This window comes from Sphingomonas mucosissima, assembly GCF_002197665.1.
Taxonomy (GTDB): domain Bacteria; phylum Pseudomonadota; class Alphaproteobacteria; order Sphingomonadales; family Sphingomonadaceae; genus Sphingomonas; species Sphingomonas mucosissima.
Genome location: NZ_NBBJ01000006.1, coordinates 198,849 through 215,634, shown reverse-complemented (window position 1 = coordinate 215,634; position 16,786 = coordinate 198,849). Strand labels below are relative to the sequence as shown.

Here is a 16,786-nt window from a genome sequence, read left to right as displayed (position 1 = left end):
CGCCCACCCCGCCGCCGCCGCTCACCCACCTCCATTCCCTGGCTGCGTCATCGCCAGCGGCAAGCACCACCGCGCCAGCCACATTAGAGACCACCGCACCGCCGCCCGCGCAGGCCGGCGCACTGACCGCCTCGCCGCTCCCGCAGGCAAAGACGAGTGACGCGGCAAACGCTACGCCGATTACGGGAATGCCGGTATCGGCTCCCGAGCTAACCGCTGCACCGCCCGCGCCGACATTGACCGGGGCGGCGCTCACCAGCGCGCCCGACAAGGTCACGCCTCCGCAGGCGCCCCTCGCCGCTCCAGCCGCGCCGGAGCCGGAAGTCGCCGCGCGCGCGGGCCATGTCGGCCATGCGACCGGCGTTGCGATCGCCAAGCGGATCACCGCCGGCGGCGAGGAGCTGACGGTGCGCCTCAACCCGGCCGAGTTCGGCAAGGTCGAGGTGCGCATGGCATTCGACGATCGCGGCACGCTGCGCGCAGTCATTGCGGTCGAACGACCGGAAGCCCTTGAGCTACTGCGCCGCGACAGTGCCGATCTGACGCGCGCCGTTGTTGATGCCGGCATCCGCGCCGATCAACAGAGCTTCCGCTTCGACGCGCGCTCGGGCGGCGGCGATGCGCAGGGCTTCTGGCAGCGTCAGCAACAACAGCAGCAACGGCACCAGCAAAGCGGTGGCCATGGCAGCGAGAACCACGTCAGTGCTGGCCCGCAAGAGCCCGCTTATCAACAGCTCCGCACCGCCGGACGCGTCAACCTCATGGCTTGAGGATCAAGGCCGATGACCAACATTCTATCGACGAACACCAACTTGCCGGCCGCAGCGCAAAGCGCAGCGATGACCAAGACGACGGGCGACTTCAACATGTTCCTGAAGCTGCTGACTACGCAGATGCAGAACCAGGATCCGCTCGATCCCATGGAGACATCCGAATACACGCAGCAGCTTGTTCAATATTCTCAAGTCGAGCAGACCATCCAGCAGACGGACACGCTGAAGAGCATCCTGTCGCGGCTGAGCACGCAGGATATTGCACAGGCATCCAATTTCATCGGCCGAGAGGCTGTATTCGCCTCGTCGCAATCCGGCCTGACCGCGGCCAGCCCGGCAACGTGGAGCTATCAGGCAGAGCGGCCGATTACGTCGCTGGTCGCGACGGTAACCGATGCGACCGGCAAAGTCGTGGATACGCGCACGGCCAACGCCGACGGAAAGCAAGGGCGTTTCCATTGGGATGGCACCACCATGGCGGGCACGAAGCTGCCCGAGGGAGCCTACACGCTTGCCGTGGCCGGAAAGGATGAGGCAGGCAACAACGTGAAGGTAAACGTCAGCAGCGTCGGCACCGTGCGCGACGTGACGGCCGGCGCCGGGGGCGTCAACCTGGGCGTCAACGGCATCACGCTGCCGGCCTCGGCACTGGTCAAGGTGGGTGAGCCGGTCGGCTGACGCTCACCTGCCGCTACCATTGGAAACAAAAAGGGCGCGGTGATCGGTGATCGCCGCGCCCTTTACCTTTTAGACGGTGAGGCGATTACGCGCGCGTGGCTGCGACCTGCGTCACCAGAACGCGGTGCACGCCGCCGGCGTCATGCAGGGCGTTCTTGAGGTCCCCGGCAAGCTGTTCGGCGTTTACCGGCATCATCGGGGATGCATAAAGCCGGCCAAACTCCAATGCGGCCGCCACGCTCGCGGCGCGAACAACAGGCAGCTGCGCGCTTAGCTTCTCCGCCGCCGCCGCATCGCCCGCTTCCAGCACCAATGTGATCCGAAGAACCCCGTCGGATCGCGCGCCATCAACGATCGGCACACGGATCTCCTCGAGCGGCACGAGGTGCACTTCTGCCCCGCCCTCGCCCCCCGAAGCAGCCGCGGTTGTCGCCGGAGCAGCCAGCGCAAGCGCAGCCACGGCAGAAAAGGTTACATGACGCACGGTGCCGGTTCTCCAAATGTGGCCCCGGCTATCACGCCGAAGAGGATGCCACCTCTCTATAATAGAAGAAATTCATGCACCGGAGGCGTTGTTGAGCCACGATCAGAAGCCCGCACGTATGCGCGTCGTCAGCAGCGGCGGCTCCACCGCAGGGCGCCGCCGCGGTGACGACCCGACCATCATTGAACATGGTGCGCCCGCGGGCGGTCCCGGCAGCGCCTTGATCAGCGAGGGTGTTCCAGCGCAGTCCAGCTCGCGCGGCTCACCCGTGCTGCTGAGCGTGATCTTCATCCTGGGCTGCGCCGCCGGTGCCATCGGCCTCACGTTGTCAGGCGTGATCTGATGAGGACGGCGGCTCTTCTCGCGGCAACGGCAATGATCGTGGCCGCGGCACCGGCGCAACCGGCAGCTGACCACCCGTCGCCCGCCGATGCCCCCGCGTCGGCGCCGTTGCCGCCAGCCAGGCTTCCCGGGTTCGCGGCAGCTTTGGCCGACCAGCCCATGGCTACAGGCCCGGCCGCTTGGAAAGTGATGCCCGATGCCGAGGCATGGGCAAATCTTGCGAACACCGCTCGCGACGGCCGTCAGGCTGCGCGCTGGGCCTACGCACGCAGCCTGCTGGGTCTCAGCCGTGGCCCGGAGGCGCTGGGCGTGCTTGAGGTCATGCGACAGGATGATCCTGATCTGGCGCTCGTCCCGGCATATCAGCTTGCGGCAGGCATCGCGTTGACGTTGTCCGGGCGTAACGTCGAAGCTCTCCAGGCACTCTCGGGGCAGGAACTGTCGAGCAATCCGGAGGCGTGCCTGTGGCGGCTGCGGACGCTGGCAAAAAATGATCTTGCCGGGGACGCCACGCGCCAGTTCAATTGCGCGCTTCCCGCAATCAACGCGCGCAGCGGCGAAGCGCGCGCGCCCTTCGTGCTGGCGGCGGCACGCGCTGCGAACATGCTCGGGAGGCCTGCGCTTGCGCTGCAATGGCTCCAGCAACTGCCGGACCGTCACCCATCCGCGAACCTGCTGCGCGGCAAGGCCTATCTGGCTTTGAACGAAGCTCAGGCCGCACGCCTGAGACTGGCCCGTGTGGAGCAGAGCGGTTCACCGGTCGAGCGCATGGACGCCAAGCTGAGCACGATCGAAGCTGCGGTCGCCAGCCGAACCATGCCGCCGGCAGCCGCGCTGCAGAAGCTCGACGCCATTCGCTTTTCCTGGCGCGGCGGCGAGATCGAGGAGCGCGCACTGCGTCTGACGATGCAGATCAGCGAGCAAAGCCACGATCTCCGCCATTCCCTCGAGGCCGGCGCCAGCCTGGTTCGGTACTTCGACCTGTCAGGCACCAATGCCGCGCTGCTGCCAGCGCTGCGCGCGCAACTCGCAAGTGCGTTGGCTCCGGACAGCGGCCTGCCGATCGATCAAGCGGCGGGGCTCTATTGGGACTTTCGGGATCTCGCCCCGGCGGGAGCCGAGGGCGACTTGATGGTGGCACGTCTTGCCAACGGGCTTCAGGCCGCTGGCCTTTACGCGCGCGCCGCCGAACTACTCGGATATCAGCTGAGCCAGCGGACGAAGGATGTGGCGCAGGGACCATTGTCGGTTCGGGTCGCTAGCCTTCATATCCTCGCCGGGCGACCCGATCGCGCGCTCCAGGCGCTGCGCACCACCGATGCGGTCAACTACCCGCAAGACATGCGGTGGGAGCGCAAGCGCGTAGAAGCCGCCGCCCTGCACCTCGCCGGAAAAAGCGCCGAAGCAATGGCAGTCTTGCAGGACGTTCCCGATGGCAGCCGCATCCGCACCGAAATCCTCTGGAGAAAGCAGGACTGGAGCCAGCTAGTGGCAGCGGCGGAGCCTCTGCTGCCCAAGGCGAAAAACTTGACCGACGTCGACCAAGCCGTGGTCCTGCGCCACGCGATCGCGCTGGCGATGCTTGGCCGGGAAGACGCGCTCGCCCAACTCCGGAGCCGCTATCTCGCCGCCTTCGCGTCGCTCCCGACGCGGGACTCGTTTGACACGCTTACGCGTGCGGCAGGATCGCTGGATGCGACCAGCATCAGCAAAGCCATGGCAGCGTTGCCGAATGCCAGCCCCGCGGGCGACATCGCCGACTTGCTGGACGCAAAACCGGCCGCAGGCGGCCAGACCGCCGCCTGACGCACGCAACAACCCGCTCAAACAAGAAAGGCGCGAACGTGGTTCGCGCCTTTCTTCTATTGTCAAAGATGATCGCGCGATCAGCGCAGATAGCTTGCGAGACTAAGCCCGGAGAGCTGCCCGAACACCGAGTAGCTCGCCTGAAGCGTTGCCTTCTCTTGTGCCAGGTTGATCGCGACTTGGCCCAGATCGGCATCCTCGTTCCGGCTGATGATGTCCTTGAGCAAGATCGTGCGCTGCTCCGCGCGGGTGCTGAGCGTCTCGACCTGCGCCTGCTTTCGGCCAACCTCACCGCCGATTTCCCGCACGCCCGCCAACGCGGTGCGCAGCTCGTCCAGAGACTGAGTGAGGATCGCGCGCTGCTCCGCTGTCGGCACCTCACCGATCTCCCCGGCGCTCGCCAGCGTCCGAAACGCCTGCAGCATTCCGCTGCCCAGCTCCTTTGCCGTTACGCCATACTGAATATCGAGACTGTCGGCGACGCGCGCCGATACGCGCACTTCGTCGTTCCCGAACGCAGTCTCCGGGGCGACGGCAAGCGTGTCCTGCAAGCTTTTCGGCCGGAACGGCTCCTCGGTCTGCGATCCGCCAAATAGCGGCAGCCCGCCCTGCGAAGCGTTCAGCGAGATGCGGAATTGGGAAAATGCGGCATTGATCGCCTCTTTCAGTCCCGTTCCGCGATTGGTGCCGATGACCTGGACGATGCTTTCGGACAGGCTTTGTCCCGCATTATCGATCCCGCTGATGTTAGCGTCGTAAAAGGACAGCGTCGTGGAAAGCCGCGTTGTCACGGTCTCATGCGCTTCCTGCTTCGCCACCAGCGTGCGCGTGCTGAGATTGCGAACCGTCTCGGGGCCCAGTGCGGCAAGGCTGGTCGCCTTCTTGCCCGAGGCCAGCTGCAATTGCGTAACCGACAGCTTCTGCTGCGCACGTTGAACGGCGTCAGACATGGTGCGCTGGAGCGGAATGGTGGCGACACGGTTCATGTTGATATCCTCAGCGGATCATGCCGAGCAGCGTGTCGTACATCTCACTTGCCGTGGTGATGACGCGCGCGGCGGCGGAATAGCTGTTCTGGAACACGACCATTTGGGCGAGTTCCTCGTCGATGTTGACCCCGGCGTAGCTGTCGCGCCGGTTCACCGCATCGTCGCGGCGGGCCGCGGCGGCGCTTAGCGTGCTCGCGGCCTGTGCGGCCTGTGTTCCGGCGCGCCCGAGCAGCAGGCTGGAGAAGCGGTCAAGCGTGACCACCCCGTCCTTGCCGAGGTCGCGCGCCTTGCCGAGCTGTTCGGCAAAGGCGGTCGCCCCGCGGATATCCGCCGCGCCGAGCGCCTTCTGGCCAACGGCGGCATCAGCCTGAAACCGCGCCAGCGGCAGCCGGGTGGCGTCATTGAGGATTTCAGGCCGCACCTTCCCAAGCGCCAGCCCGCCCGCCGCTCCCGTCAGTGACGAGATGGCGGAGAAGGAAAGTCCCGTGCGGAGCCGGTTCGTGGAGTCGGATGGAATGGAGAGCGATGCGCCGGGAACGGCCGCATCCGGCTCAAATCGGAACCGCCCCCGATCATCAATCGCGAAGGTGCCGAACTGGCCCAGCGGGCTGGCGTTCAACTCGGTTGCCAAATCCCCGAAGCTCGGGCCACCCGAGCCCGTAAGGGTGTGGCGCGTCAGCACGCGTCCGGTGGAATCGCGCAGCACGATTTCCGCGGTTTCGCCCGTGCCGAAGCCATGCGGATCCTGCGCGGCAAAGCCTGACGGCCCCAACGTGCTGCGGTCGCTGCGCACAAGATCGTTGAGGCCGAAATAATGCGAAAAGCCCAGCCCCCCACGGTCCGATGGCGCATTCCCGTCCTGCGCCACGACCACGCCGTTGCCGGAGCCGTTCGCCCGGAAGGACAAGGTGCCGTTCGCCCCGAAGCTGGCGATTGCGGCGCCGCCCAGACCTGCGTTGATCGCAGCGATTGCATCATTGACGGTGGCGCCGGCGCCTAGCGCGTCGAAGTCGATCCGCGTTTTGGCGACCAGCGTGCCGTCGGCCTTGGTCACCGCAAAGGTCGCGGCTCCCGTGAAGCCCAGCCGGTCGCTGCCGACGAGCGGCGTTGCCCGTCCCTCCAGGCCTGCGGGCGGCGGCACACTGGTATTAGCGTTCGAGACGGCGTTCAGGGTTTCGGCCATTCCCGCAAACAAGGCGCCAAGCTTTTCGGAAAATTCGGGCAATGCCCGGTCGCGCACGTCGAGCAGGCCGCCGAGCCTTCCGCCGACGGCCGGCGAATCCAGCTTTTCGCCGGTGGAGGCGCCGGCCTGGCCCGCGCTATCCGCGAACCGTAGGTCGATCACGGGATAGACCGGCTGCGACACGCCCTCGCCCGACACGGGATAGGCAAGCTGGCGTAGCCGCTTGTCGAGCACCACGGCGCCCGACGCGCTCTCCAATGCCAGGCGGCCATCCGGCTGCGGCCGGACGACAACCTTCATCAGCCCGCCCAGCTCCTCAACAGCGATCATCCGCTGGTCCTCGACACCTGCAGCGCTCCGGCCCGTGCCGGACAGGCGCGACACGGTGTCGTTCAGATCATGGATCTGCTTCAACAGCCCGTTGATGCGATCAACGGTGTAACCGACCTCCGACTCCACATCGCCGCGCAGGCCGCTCACGTCGCGGTCGAGCTGCTGCAAGGTGGTGATCGCATCGTCAACGTTGGCGGTGAACACCGCAACGCTTTGAGGCGAGCCCGGCGCCGCCGTCATGGCGATCGCCGAAGACGAGATCGCGTCGAGCCGCGCCGGCAGCCCCGAGGCATCGCCTGGCGCACCCAGCAATGATTGCAGGCGATCGAGGTAATTGGCGGTCACGTCCGCCCGCCCCATGTCGCCCGCCCGTCGATACACGGTGCCTTCAAGGAACCGATCTGCGATGCGGTGTGGCTCGCCCGCGATCACGCCGTTGACCTGCCCGGCGGTGACGCCGGTGGAAATCGAGACCCGCTGGCGCGCGTACCCGGGCGTGCTCACGTTGGCGATGTTGTTGGACACGGTCCGAAGTGCGGCCTGGGAAACGCCCAGTCCGGATAATGCCGATCCAAGAATATCGCTAAGTGACACGCCCGATTACCTCCGCCCTGACAGGCCTATCAACGCTTCAGATTGCTGACTTCCTGCAGCATGTCGTCCACCGTGGTGATGATCTTGGACGACGCACTGTAGGCGCGCTGGAACCGGATCATGTTCGTAAACTCGGCCGCCAGATCGACGTTGGATGCTTCCAGCGCGCCGGCCGAAATATTGCCCGAACCGAACGTGCCCGGTGGGTTGATCGCGAAATTGCCCGACGCGTTCGACACGGCATAGCCGTTCCCCGGCAGCCGGGTCAGGCCATCGGGATTGGGGAAGGTGGCGAGCGGAAGCTGGAACACGGCGCGCGCCGTGCCGTCTTCAAAGATCGCACTCACCTTGCCGGTCGCGGTGATGTCGATGGACGCGATATTGCCCAGCAGGCCGCCGTCCACCGCAGACGTGATCAGCGCGGATTCGCTGCCGAACTGGGTTAATCCGTTGAGGCCGCCGTCCGTCCCAAGCTCAAGCGAGATCGGTACGGAGCCTGCGTTGTTGGTCCACGTCGGCGTGATCGCGTTGAACAGCGCGGGCGATGACCCTGCCCGATCAAGGCTGCCGTCCGGGTTGAAGCGCACGGTGCCGCTCGCCAGCAGGCCACCAGGCGCCGTGACGGCAGAGGCTGGGTCCGAATAGGCCTCGGCCTGCCATTCGTTCGGACCGGTCTTGATAAAGCCCAGCGTCACGCGGTGCGATCCGCCTTGTGCGTCCGAAACGTCGACCGAACGCGAGAAGTGCGAGGCCGTGCTGCCCGCAGCGATGTTGCCGGGCGTATAGGCGCCGCCAAAGGTCTCCTGCGCGGAGCTGAGGTTCGCGCGCATCTGGATTCGCGTAGTCGGCGTGGCGGTGCCGGTCAGCTCGCTGAGGCGCACCGGCTCCAGCGCGTTGAGGTTGCCGGTATTCGTGTAGCCTCCGCTTGCATCAAGGCGCCAGCCTTGCAGGTAATACCCGCTCGTATTGCGCAGGAAACCGGCTTCGTCCGGCTTGAACGAGCCGGCGCGGGTGAATGCAGTTGCGCTGTTCTCACCGATGCCGCTCCGGGTTACGAAGAAGCCGCCGCCTTCGATTGCCAGATCCGTGTTGCTGCTGGACGCCTGCAAAAGACCCTGCTTGGAAATCAGCGCCTGGGGAGCCGCGGAAACGCCGCCCGCCGAATAATTGCTGCGCGAGCGCCCGTCCGTCACCAGCGTGCGGAACTGCGTTTCCACGGCCTTGTAGCCGATGGTGTTGATGTTGGTGATATTGTCGGCAACGCCGGCCATGGCGCTGGCTTCGGCGCTCAGACCCGAGACGCCCGAATAAAGAGCGGAGTAAAGGCTCAACTTCAATCTCCCGCGGGGAATGGCATCGGCTGTCCGAATGCCCGCTTCAGCCATCATAGGAAGAGATTGCCAGGTCGGGCGCCGGCTCCGCAGAAATACTGCAGGCGGCAAAATTTGCCGGGCTGCGCACCCACCCCCCGCCGCGTCTCCTATAATCAAGGCACAGCAGGAAAGGCTTTGGTCGATGTCGCTCAAAATCACGCTTCGCGATGGCGAAAAGATGGTCATCAACGGGGCGGTCGTGCGTTCGGCCGGCCGCACCGAACTCCATGTCGAAAATCACGCGGCGATCCTCCGCGGGCGCGAGATCATGAGCCCGGACGAGGCAACGACGCCCGCACGCAAGCTCTACTTCGCCTGCATGATGGCTTATATTCAGCCCGAGCAGATCGAGCTGCACCAGGATCAGATCCTGATCCTCCTGGGCGATCTGCTGGACGCGTTTGAAACTGCAGAAGCCAAGGGCACCTGCGCCAGTTTCGCGCGCCGCATCGCGACGGGCGATTTCTACCGTGCGCTCGACGATTGCCGCACCCTCCTCGATTACGAGGCGTCGGTGCTCGCGCGCGGCAGCGGCCTGGCCGCCTGAGGGCCTTGCGATGCAGACGCTCGCCTCTGCGGCTCGCGCCATTCGCGACCTGCCGCGCGATCGCCGCTACGGCCGTGTCGTCGCGGCGCGGGGTGCGCTGATCGAAGTCGAAGGGCTGCGGGGCGCGGCGCAAATCGGATCGCGCGTTGCCATCTCCACGCCGTCCGGCCTGATCGACACGGAAGTGACGGGTCTCGATCACGCGCTGGCGCAATGCCTGCCGTTCAGCGATCCCCAGGGCGTCTCCTCCGGTGCTCGCGCCGAATTGGCGGCAGGACAGTTCGTGCTGCGCCCCAGCGCTGCCTGGCTTGGCCGCATGGTCGACGGCCTCGGCCATCCGATTGACGGAAAAGGTCCGCTGGCGCCGGGCGCCGAACCGCGGCCGATCAAGGCGTCCCCTCCCCCGGCGGCCAGCCGGGCGCGCGTCGGGGAGCGGATCGAGACAGGCGTTCGCGCCCTTGATGTCTTTGTGCCGCTTTGCCGCGGCCAGCGGCTGGGCCTCTTCGCAGGCTCAGGCGTCGGCAAGTCGGTTCTCCTGTCGATGCTCGCCCGCTGGACCAACTGCGACGTGGCAGTGATCGGCCTGATCGGAGAACGCGGCCGCGAGGTTCAGGAGTTCGTCGAGGACGATCTCGGCGAAGAGGGCCTCGCGCGCAGTGTTGTCGTGGTGGCAACCTCCGACGAGCCGGCGCTGATGCGGCGCCAGGCAGCGTGGACGACGCTGGCGATTGCCGAGCACTTCCGCGACCAGGGCCTGAACGTCCTGTGCCTCATGGATTCGGTCACCCGCTTTGCCATGGCGCAGCGCGAGATCGGCTTGGCGAGCGGCGAACCGCCGGCCGCCAAGGGCTATACGCCAACCGTGTTCGCGGAACTGCCGCGGCTGCTGGAGCGCGCCGGACCGGGCCTTCCCGGCCAGGGTTCGATCACGGGGCTGTTCACCGTCCTTGTCGATGGCGACGATCACAACGAGCCGGTCGCGGACGCCGTGCGGGGCATCCTTGATGGCCACGTGGTGATTACCCGGCGCATCGCCGAGCGCGGGCGCTATCCCGCGATCGACCTGCTGAAATCCGTCTCCCGTACCCTTCCGCACTGTCAGACGGAGGCGGAGAACGCCATCCGGCTAGAGGCACGGCGCATCCTTTCTACCTACGCCGACGTCGAAGAGCTGTTCAGGCTCGGCGCGTACAAGGCGGGGTCGAACCCCGAGGTCGATGAGGCGATCCGCCTCGCGCCCGAAATCGAGTCCCTGCTGAAGCAGGGCAAACAGGACAAGGGCGAAGGCGTCGCGACGTTCAACGCGCTTGCCGAGATGATGAAGCCGGCCGAATGAAAACGCCCTTTGACCCTGCCCTGCGCGTGCTTCAGCGCGAAATGGACGACATGCGCACCTCGATCGGCGTCGCGGCGGATCAGCTCGCGCAGATCGAGCGCCGCCGTGCGACGATCGCTGAAGCCCTCAGCACCGAGCAGACGCTGGCGTCGGCCGATTGGTGGATGCCCGCGACCGCTTATTTCTCCCGCGCCCGCGCGGAGCGCACACGGCTCGCCCATGTCGCCGCCGATACGAGCACGCACTTGGCCGCGCTGCGGAACAAGGCCGTGGAAAGCTATGGCTCCTTGCGTGCCGTTGAAGTAGCCGCGGATGACCACCGTTCGGAAACCGCGCGCACGCTCGCCAATGCCGAACAGGCGCGCATCGATGATTTCGCCTCGGCGCGGATCGCGAGGCAGCTTCGCCAGACTCGTCGCGGCAATGACCGAACACCCGCAGGAGGTGCGGCATGATCTCTCACCTTGATCTGAAGCAGCTGTCTGCTCCGCAAAAGGCGCAGCTCATTTACGGCGAGGCACGGTCGGCGGTTTCCGATCGCCTGTGGCGTGCAGCGTTGGGTGAACCCGACCGGACGGACGCTGTCAGCGATAGCAAGGCGCCGTCGGGACTTGGTCTCAATTCGTTGCTTGCGATGTTCGAAAGCAAGGCCCCGCCCTCCTCCGGCACCAGCGGATTCCAGTTCAGAACCGCACCGGCCGAAATCGGCCGAAGTGATCCGAAAGTGGCCGAGGACAGGCCGGAGATATGCTCCACGGGGCTGGGCCCGAACGCCAAGCACCTCCCCGCGCTTCAGCGCGCGGCCGACCGCACCGGACTGCCCGCCACGGCTCTCGCCGCCATCGTCAACGCGGAAGCCGGCAAGGGGCGCGACGGCGCCTGGCAATGCTATTCCCGCAATCCCCGCTCCAGCGCCGCTGGCCTCGGCCAATTCCTGAGCGGCACCTGGGAGCAAATGGCCGAAACCAAGGGAACGTGGCTGAACGACGTCGCGCGGACGCGCGGCTGGCTCAACAATCGTGGCCAGGTGACGTCCGAGTGCAGATCACAGCTGCTCTCGCTCCGATATGACCCGGAAGCGTCTATAAACTCCATAGCGGATTATGCGCGCACCAACCTGGACGGTCTGCGCCGGGCAGGCGTGACAACCGGCGACGATGCGAAAGGTATCGCCAAGGCTGCGTACATGGGCCACCACCTGGGCCTTGGCGACGCCGTCAAGTTCTTAAAGGACGGGTTGAACCCGAGCCGCGCGGCAACGCTGCTTAATGCTCAGATCGGGCGCGGCAAGGCGGGCCAGCAGATCGCGGCAGCAGGCTGCGCGACCGCAGCCCACCGCCAATGGCTGCTGTCCTACGTCGATCGCAACGTGCGACCGGATCGCTTCGCCGCCTGATCGTAGGCGTATCTGCCGCGTCGAAAGAATTTTCGCCTGCGAGCAACGGAAGCTACGGAAATATACTATAGTGAAGTCGTCGCCAGTTTAGGCAGGGGCTGATTCGATATCCCGTTTGATCGGCAATGCAGTTTATCCATGCCGCATTCGACGACGACGCTTCCCAGCAATACTGTATAACTCCGCATCCCTTAGGGTTTTCTACCTATGGGTAAAGTTTAACGGCGTTAAGACCTTTGGACCCAAAAGCATCTTCGCAACGGAGCGACGGCAACTGCCAGGGCGCTCACCAAGGGAAGAAGCTCAGATGTCCAAGATCACGATCGCGCTGGAAGCCGCCGTCGCTACCGTTATCGAAAACTCGCCCAAGGATGTGCGTCAGACTGCACGCCAGCGGGCCAATGTTGACCGCGCTTTCGCGGGCATCCTGAAGCTGATCGCACCGCGCATCCGCCACTTCATCCGTCAGTACGGCCTGGTTGCGCACTGGGACGATGCCGAGCAGTGCTGCGCCATCGCCGTCCACCGCGCCATCGAGGCTTACGATCCCGCCAAGGCGCAGTTCACGACCTTCGTGAACTGGCAGCTGCGCGGCGAGCTCCAGAGCCTGCGCTTCCGCCTGATGACCGACCAGCGCCCCTCGGCGAAGAAGGTCGAAGCGACCACCGTGTCGCTGCACGCCATCACCGTCGGCACGGAAGGTGAAGAAGCGTCGCTGGAAAGCATGATCGAGGACGAAAACGCCCTGTCGCTGACGGAGAGCGCTGCATCCGAACAGATGGCGGGTGACCTGCGCGCCGTGCTGATCGGCCGCTACGTCGATCACCTGCGCGACGTCGGCATGGAGCAGCTGAAGCGCGCCGCCCGCACCAAGCGTCCGGCCGCCCAGGACCTCGCCAAGCCGCGCTTCAAGGCGCCGAACCATGGCATCGACCCCGCCGATATCGCCGACATGGAAGCCAAGCTCGCGCAGCATGTGCACCTCGTCGAGCGCCGCATCTTCGACGACACCTGCCTTGACGATCTGGAGCAGGAATTTGGCATCGCTAAGGAGCGTCTGCGCCAGACCGCGAAGCGCGCTGCCAAGACGATTGCTGAGCTCGCCGCTGCCGAGCCGCGCTTCGCGTCCGAGCTGAACCGCAAGCTGCCGCAGCGCCGTCGCCCGAGCAAGGCTGCCGTACAGCCCGCCGTCACCATCGTTCCCGATCAGCATGCCGCTCACAACCTGCTGACCAATGTCGTCGCCATCACACCGGAAGCTGGCGAGCCGCTGGCCGAGAGCATCGATGCCCGCCTGGCAGCAACCCTCACCACGCTTGTCAGCGAGACGCTCAACTGACGCCTTGCTGACAGCCCGGCCGAAAGGCCGGGCAAGCGATTGGTCAAGCGCCGCCGACGCCACCCCGTCGATCACGGCACCGCCCGCCTCGCCGTCGCTGCGGCACTCTGCCTAGTGAAAGAGCCCAGAAGCCGCGGCACGTGACGTCGGGGCGTCTGGGCTATTCTGCGTCGGCCTCTCCCGTAGAAAACGGGCCAAATACTCGTCGCGTTGTCTGGCTTAACGGCCCGCCCCGCCCCATCAGCGCCGCTGAGAGATGCTACGACGCTGGCCCCGACACGGCTTCCCAGCACATCCACATACGACGACGCCAGCGCGGCGCCGATCAGCCGCGCGGGCTCTATAATGAACCATGATTGTTCGTTCGCCGTCTGGTGCCGACCAGAACGACCTGGATGCTGGTCCCGCGGAGCTTCCCCACTTCCCCGGGCCGCTTAGAATGGTTGCCCTCGCCGTTGCGCGAGACGCCAAAGCGCTGTTGTCGCCCGCCGGCGCACCCTGGCTAAGCGTTTCCCGACACCAAGTACGCGGACCGGCCCGGCTCTCGCTTTGGAACGCATGCTATGTTCCGGATCCCGACCTGCTGCCTACTCAAAGGGCCAGCGCGAGAGCCAGTGACACGCTCCGCTCGATCGAAAGCAACGCCGCCGCGCTCATCGACAATCTGGCAAGCCGCTGGCCTGTCACGCATATGCCGCCAGCGCTGGGCTTCATCACCGACGGTGTCGGGATCGGATTCTCCCCGGACGATCCGTGTCCCTCCAGGCCCGGCTGGCTCCTCAGCCAGCTGAGCGGCGAAACGGGGCTAACAATCGTGCTGCCTTTCGCAGGGCGCTCTCCCTGGCGATCACTCCAGCCCGCACGTCCTGATCAGTTGCGCCATTGAAGCGCGCTTCCGAGCAGCGGCGCGTGCGCAAATAGCCGCATCCGATCAGATACGCTGATCGGACTGGCGCTCCGTCGAAACGAAGCGCCGCACCGCTCGGGGGCGGGCGACGCTACGTTCAATCAGCAGGAAAATGATACTCGCGCACCTTGGCCGTCCTTACGGCCGTGCGCTCCTGACGGGCTGACCACCCATCGGCGGCCGGGCGACCCGGTTAACGGCGGCGCTCTTGCGCGCCAGCGCCATGCTCAATGCCGCCGCACCCTTCGGCGTCATGCTGGCGAGGATCATCGCGGTCGAGCGCTCGCGCATCTTGTGCGCGACCTTCATCTGCACGTCCATGTCGAGTTGCTCGAACACGACAGCCGCCTTGGCCGGCTTCATCGCCTGGTAGATGCGGGCGAGCTCCTCGAATTGGTCGTCCTCGCTCTCTCCCTTCGACAGTGGCGAAGCAGCAGCGGCGGCTTCGGTCTGCTCGCGCTTCGCCAGATCAGCCTTGATCCGCTCCTCCGTCGCCAAGGCAGCCTTTTCACGAAGGTCCAGCACCCTGGTTCGCTTGGCAGCCTCCTGATCGCGGCGGCCCATGTCCTTCGCGATGGCTGACCCCAACCGCGTGCGCGGGGCGGCATTCACCTCGGATGCAATGCCAACGCCCTGCGCCAGCGCCGAGAGCGACGCGGCCGCCGCCGTCATCATCAACAAGGAAGGCTTGCCGATCACGCCGCCACCTCTTCACTGTCGCGCACGGTGTTAGCGGCGCCAGCCGCTTCAACGAGCCGCTCGGCAGTGGCGTTAGCGATGCCGATCATCACGCTCAGCTCTTCCGCGATCTCCTTGCCATTTGCGAGCGTGCGCGAACTCGAGGCGCAATCATGCAGCGTCTGGCGAAGCTCGGACAAGACCAGGCGCGCCTGGGTGGTGGACGCGTCAAGAGCACCGACGACTTCGGTCAGCGCGCCGTCCTTCACCGCGCGCAGGCTGCGCATCATGCGTACGCTCTGCACCAACACTGCCGAGCAGAAGATCATGGTTGCGACGCTGGTTAGAATCTGGAAGCTCATTTCCGAAAACCTTTTGCTATGTCCGTGACCAGCCGCACCGCGACATTGTTGCTGCGTTGCCCGACATGGGCCCGCGCGAGCGGAATGCCGCCGCATTGCAGTTCGAGCGACTCGCCCGGCGCTGTGTGAAGCGCGATTGTCTGACCAACCTTGAGGCTTCGCACCTCCGCGAGCTCCATCATCGTCTCGCCCAGGACCACGTCCGTCAGCACCTCGGTCTGGCGGATGGCTGATGCCATGTGCGCTTCCCAGATGTTGTCGCGTCCCAGCTTTTCACCCATGAACCGCTGACCCAGCTTGTGCCGAACCGGCTCAATCGTGGCGTAGGGCAGCAACACGCTGAACCGCCCGCCGCGCCCCTCCATGTCGACGCGGAACGTCGCCACGGTGCAGATGTTGGTTGGCCCAGCAATCGCCGCGAACCGGGGGCTGGTTTCAATCCGCTCCAGCTTCATCGTGTTGGGCGTGATGGGCTGCATCGATGCGCTCATGTCCGCCAGCGCGAGCTGCAGCATCCGCGACACCAGGTTGGTCTCGATCGTCGTGAAGCCGCGACCATCGATGACCGGCGATGCACCACCCTGTCGCCCGCCAAGCAGCGCGTCGACGACGGCGTAGATTAGGCCGGAATCCACCGTGATCAGGCCATAATTCTCCCATTCTTCCACACGGAAGACGCCAATCATCGCGGGCAAGGCCACCCGGCTCATGAAATCGCCAAACCGAATGGACGTGATCTCATCGATGCTGACGTCGATCGCGTCCGATGTCAGGCTGCGCATTGAAGTCGCAAAGCTGCGGATCATGCGGTCGTAGACCACCTCCAGCATCGGCAGCCGCTCATGGCTGATGATGTTGGATTCGATAACTGCCTTGAGGCCGCTCTTGGGCGCCAGCGGCTGGCCGACGTCGCCAAACAGCGCATCGATGCCGGCTTGGTCAAACGCCAGATCGCTCTCCGGCGATAGAACCGGCGGCTCGGGGAGATCGAAATCCTCGAGCTCCTGGAACTCGCCGCTCACTGCTGGATCAGATCTTGGATGAGCACATCCTTGACCTGCCCTTTGCCCATCACGTCGCCTGCGCGCACCAGCATCTCTTCCTTGATCCGGAAGACCGCTGCCGAACCTGCCAGATCCTCTGGGCGTAGCTCGCGCAGGAACGGCTGATAAGCGTCGAGGATCAGCGGCAGCTTGGCCTTGATGCCCTCGGCCTCATCCGCGCTCGCGGGAACAAGCATGAAGTGCAGCTTGATGAAGCGCGCGCCGCCATCGGCGCTACGAAGGTTCACCACCATGGGCGGAACGTCGACGAACTCGGCCGCCTCCCCCTCGCCTTCCTTGCCATGCTCCTCTTCCGCTTTCCCGTGATCGGCCTCGGCAGCCTCCTCGCCGTGGGCGGCAGGCTTATCGTCGCCGCCCATCAGGGCAAAGGCGCCACCACCGCCGCCAAGCAGCAGGACTGCCCCTGCGGCTGCGATGATTATCTTCTTCTTGCCGAACTTCCCGGCCTTTTCCGGGGCGGGCGTGGCCGCCACTTCACTGGCTTCTTTCGACACCTGCTTATCCTTGTGATTTCCGCGCTGCCGAAGCCCGGCCCGCGATTTCCCTCCTATTATAGAGGGGTGGCCCGGCAATTTTTGCCGAGCGACAGGATCATGAAGCTT

General features: G+C 65.4%; 17 protein-coding genes. 9 read left to right on the top strand and 8 right to left on the bottom strand.

The features are described from left to right. Both SPMU_RS15675 and SPMU_RS15670 read left to right on the top strand, forming a co-directional pair. The coding region (locus SPMU_RS15675; protein WP_140418493.1) for a flagellar hook-length control protein FliK at window positions 1–770 on the top strand (770 nt) is incomplete at its 5' end. Window positions 771–782: 12 nt separating this feature from the next. Further along, a complete protein-coding gene (locus tag SPMU_RS15670) occupies window positions 783–1,451 on the top strand; it encodes a flagellar hook assembly protein FlgD (RefSeq protein WP_088335117.1) in 669 nt (222 codons plus the stop codon). Window positions 1,452–1,536: 85 nt separating this feature from the next. On the opposite strand, the gene SPMU_RS15665 is transcribed toward SPMU_RS15670, so the two are convergent. After that, window positions 1,537–1,935, bottom strand: a complete 399-nt coding sequence (locus SPMU_RS15665) for a hypothetical protein (protein ID WP_140418492.1) — start codon at window positions 1,933–1,935, stop codon at window positions 1,537–1,539. 91 nt (window positions 1,936–2,026) lie between these two features. Here SPMU_RS15665 and SPMU_RS15660 point away from each other — a divergent pair, with 91 nt between their 5' ends. Together SPMU_RS15660 and SPMU_RS15655 are read left to right on the top strand one after the other, a co-directional pair. Beyond that, window positions 2,027–2,278, top strand: coding sequence for a hypothetical protein (locus SPMU_RS15660; protein ID WP_140418491.1), 252 nt, complete (start codon window positions 2,027–2,029; stop codon window positions 2,276–2,278). Window positions 2,279–2,436: 158 nt separating this feature from the next. Continuing rightward, window positions 2,437–4,083: a hypothetical protein gene (locus tag SPMU_RS15655; protein ID WP_342746453.1), complete on the top strand. Its 1,647-nt coding sequence runs from the start codon at window positions 2,437–2,439 to the stop codon at window positions 4,081–4,083. A gap of 80 nt (window positions 4,084–4,163) precedes the next feature. Here SPMU_RS15655 and SPMU_RS15650 read toward each other — a convergent pair whose 3' ends face one another. Genes SPMU_RS15650 through SPMU_RS15640 form a run of 3 tightly spaced genes read right to left on the bottom strand, consistent with a single transcriptional unit; the run spans window position 4,164 to window position 8,513 of the window. Then, window positions 4,164–5,069, bottom strand: a complete 906-nt coding sequence (locus SPMU_RS15650; protein ID WP_088335109.1) for a flagellin — start codon at window positions 5,067–5,069, stop codon at window positions 4,164–4,166. A 10-nt stretch (window positions 5,070–5,079) separates the two neighbouring features. Continuing rightward, entirely contained in the window at window positions 5,080–7,182 is a 2,103-nt protein-coding gene (locus SPMU_RS15645) for a flagellar hook-associated protein FlgK (RefSeq protein ID WP_088335107.1), read from the bottom strand. 29 nt (window positions 7,183–7,211) lie between these two features. Next, a complete protein-coding gene (locus SPMU_RS15640; protein WP_281250996.1) occupies window positions 7,212–8,513 on the bottom strand; it encodes a flagellar hook protein FlgE in 1,302 nt (433 codons plus the stop codon). Between the two features lie 184 nt (window positions 8,514–8,697). On the opposite strand from SPMU_RS15640, the gene SPMU_RS15635 reads away from it, so the two are divergent. From SPMU_RS15635 to SPMU_RS15615, 5 genes are all read left to right on the top strand, one after another. Further along, entirely contained in the window at window positions 8,698–9,102 is a 405-nt protein-coding gene (locus tag SPMU_RS15635) for a flagellar biosynthesis repressor FlbT (protein ID WP_088335105.1), read from the top strand. Between the two features lie 10 nt (window positions 9,103–9,112). Further along, window positions 9,113–10,438 (top strand): flagellar protein export ATPase FliI, encoded by a 1,326-nt coding sequence (gene fliI, locus SPMU_RS15630; protein WP_088335103.1) that lies wholly within the window; start codon window positions 9,113–9,115, stop codon window positions 10,436–10,438. Further along, window positions 10,435–10,893 (top strand): flagellar export protein FliJ, encoded by a 459-nt coding sequence (locus tag SPMU_RS15625; protein ID WP_088335101.1) that lies wholly within the window; start codon window positions 10,435–10,437, stop codon window positions 10,891–10,893. Before fliI ends, SPMU_RS15625 begins: the two co-directional genes overlap by 4 nt. After that, window positions 10,890–11,834 (top strand): peptidoglycan-binding protein, encoded by a 945-nt coding sequence (locus tag SPMU_RS15620; RefSeq protein ID WP_088335099.1) that lies wholly within the window; start codon window positions 10,890–10,892, stop codon window positions 11,832–11,834. The genes SPMU_RS15625 and SPMU_RS15620 overlap by 4 nt, the downstream gene beginning before the upstream one ends. A gap of 307 nt (window positions 11,835–12,141) precedes the next feature. Beyond that, window positions 12,142–13,173 (top strand): sigma-70 family RNA polymerase sigma factor, encoded by a 1,032-nt coding sequence (locus tag SPMU_RS15615; RefSeq protein ID WP_211275830.1) that lies wholly within the window; start codon window positions 12,142–12,144, stop codon window positions 13,171–13,173. 1,045 nt (window positions 13,174–14,218) lie between these two features. Here the strand turns inward: SPMU_RS15615 and SPMU_RS15610 are convergent. Genes SPMU_RS15610 through SPMU_RS15595 form a run of 4 tightly spaced genes read right to left on the bottom strand, consistent with a single transcriptional unit; the run spans window position 14,219 to window position 16,678 of the window. Further along, complete coding sequence (locus SPMU_RS15610) at window positions 14,219–14,779, bottom strand: MotE family protein (RefSeq protein ID WP_245833407.1); 561 nt, start codon at window positions 14,777–14,779, stop codon at window positions 14,219–14,221. Next, the gene (locus SPMU_RS15605) at window positions 14,776–15,120 is read right to left on the bottom strand and encodes a DUF6468 domain-containing protein (protein WP_088335095.1); all 345 of its coding nucleotides are present in this window, start codon (window positions 15,118–15,120) and stop codon (window positions 14,776–14,778) included. The genes SPMU_RS15610 and SPMU_RS15605 overlap by 4 nt, the downstream gene beginning before the upstream one ends. After that, window positions 15,117–16,142 carry a flagellar motor switch protein FliM gene (gene fliM, locus SPMU_RS15600; RefSeq protein ID WP_088335093.1) on the bottom strand — a complete coding sequence of 342 codons (1,026 nt, stop codon included), beginning with the start codon at window positions 16,140–16,142 and terminating at the stop codon, window positions 15,117–15,119. The genes SPMU_RS15605 and fliM overlap by 4 nt, the downstream gene beginning before the upstream one ends. After that, the gene (locus SPMU_RS15595) at window positions 16,139–16,678 is read right to left on the bottom strand and encodes a flagellar basal body-associated FliL family protein (protein WP_425442202.1); all 540 of its coding nucleotides are present in this window, start codon (window positions 16,676–16,678) and stop codon (window positions 16,139–16,141) included. The genes fliM and SPMU_RS15595 overlap by 4 nt, the downstream gene beginning before the upstream one ends. Between the last annotated feature and the right edge of the window lie 108 nt (window positions 16,679–16,786).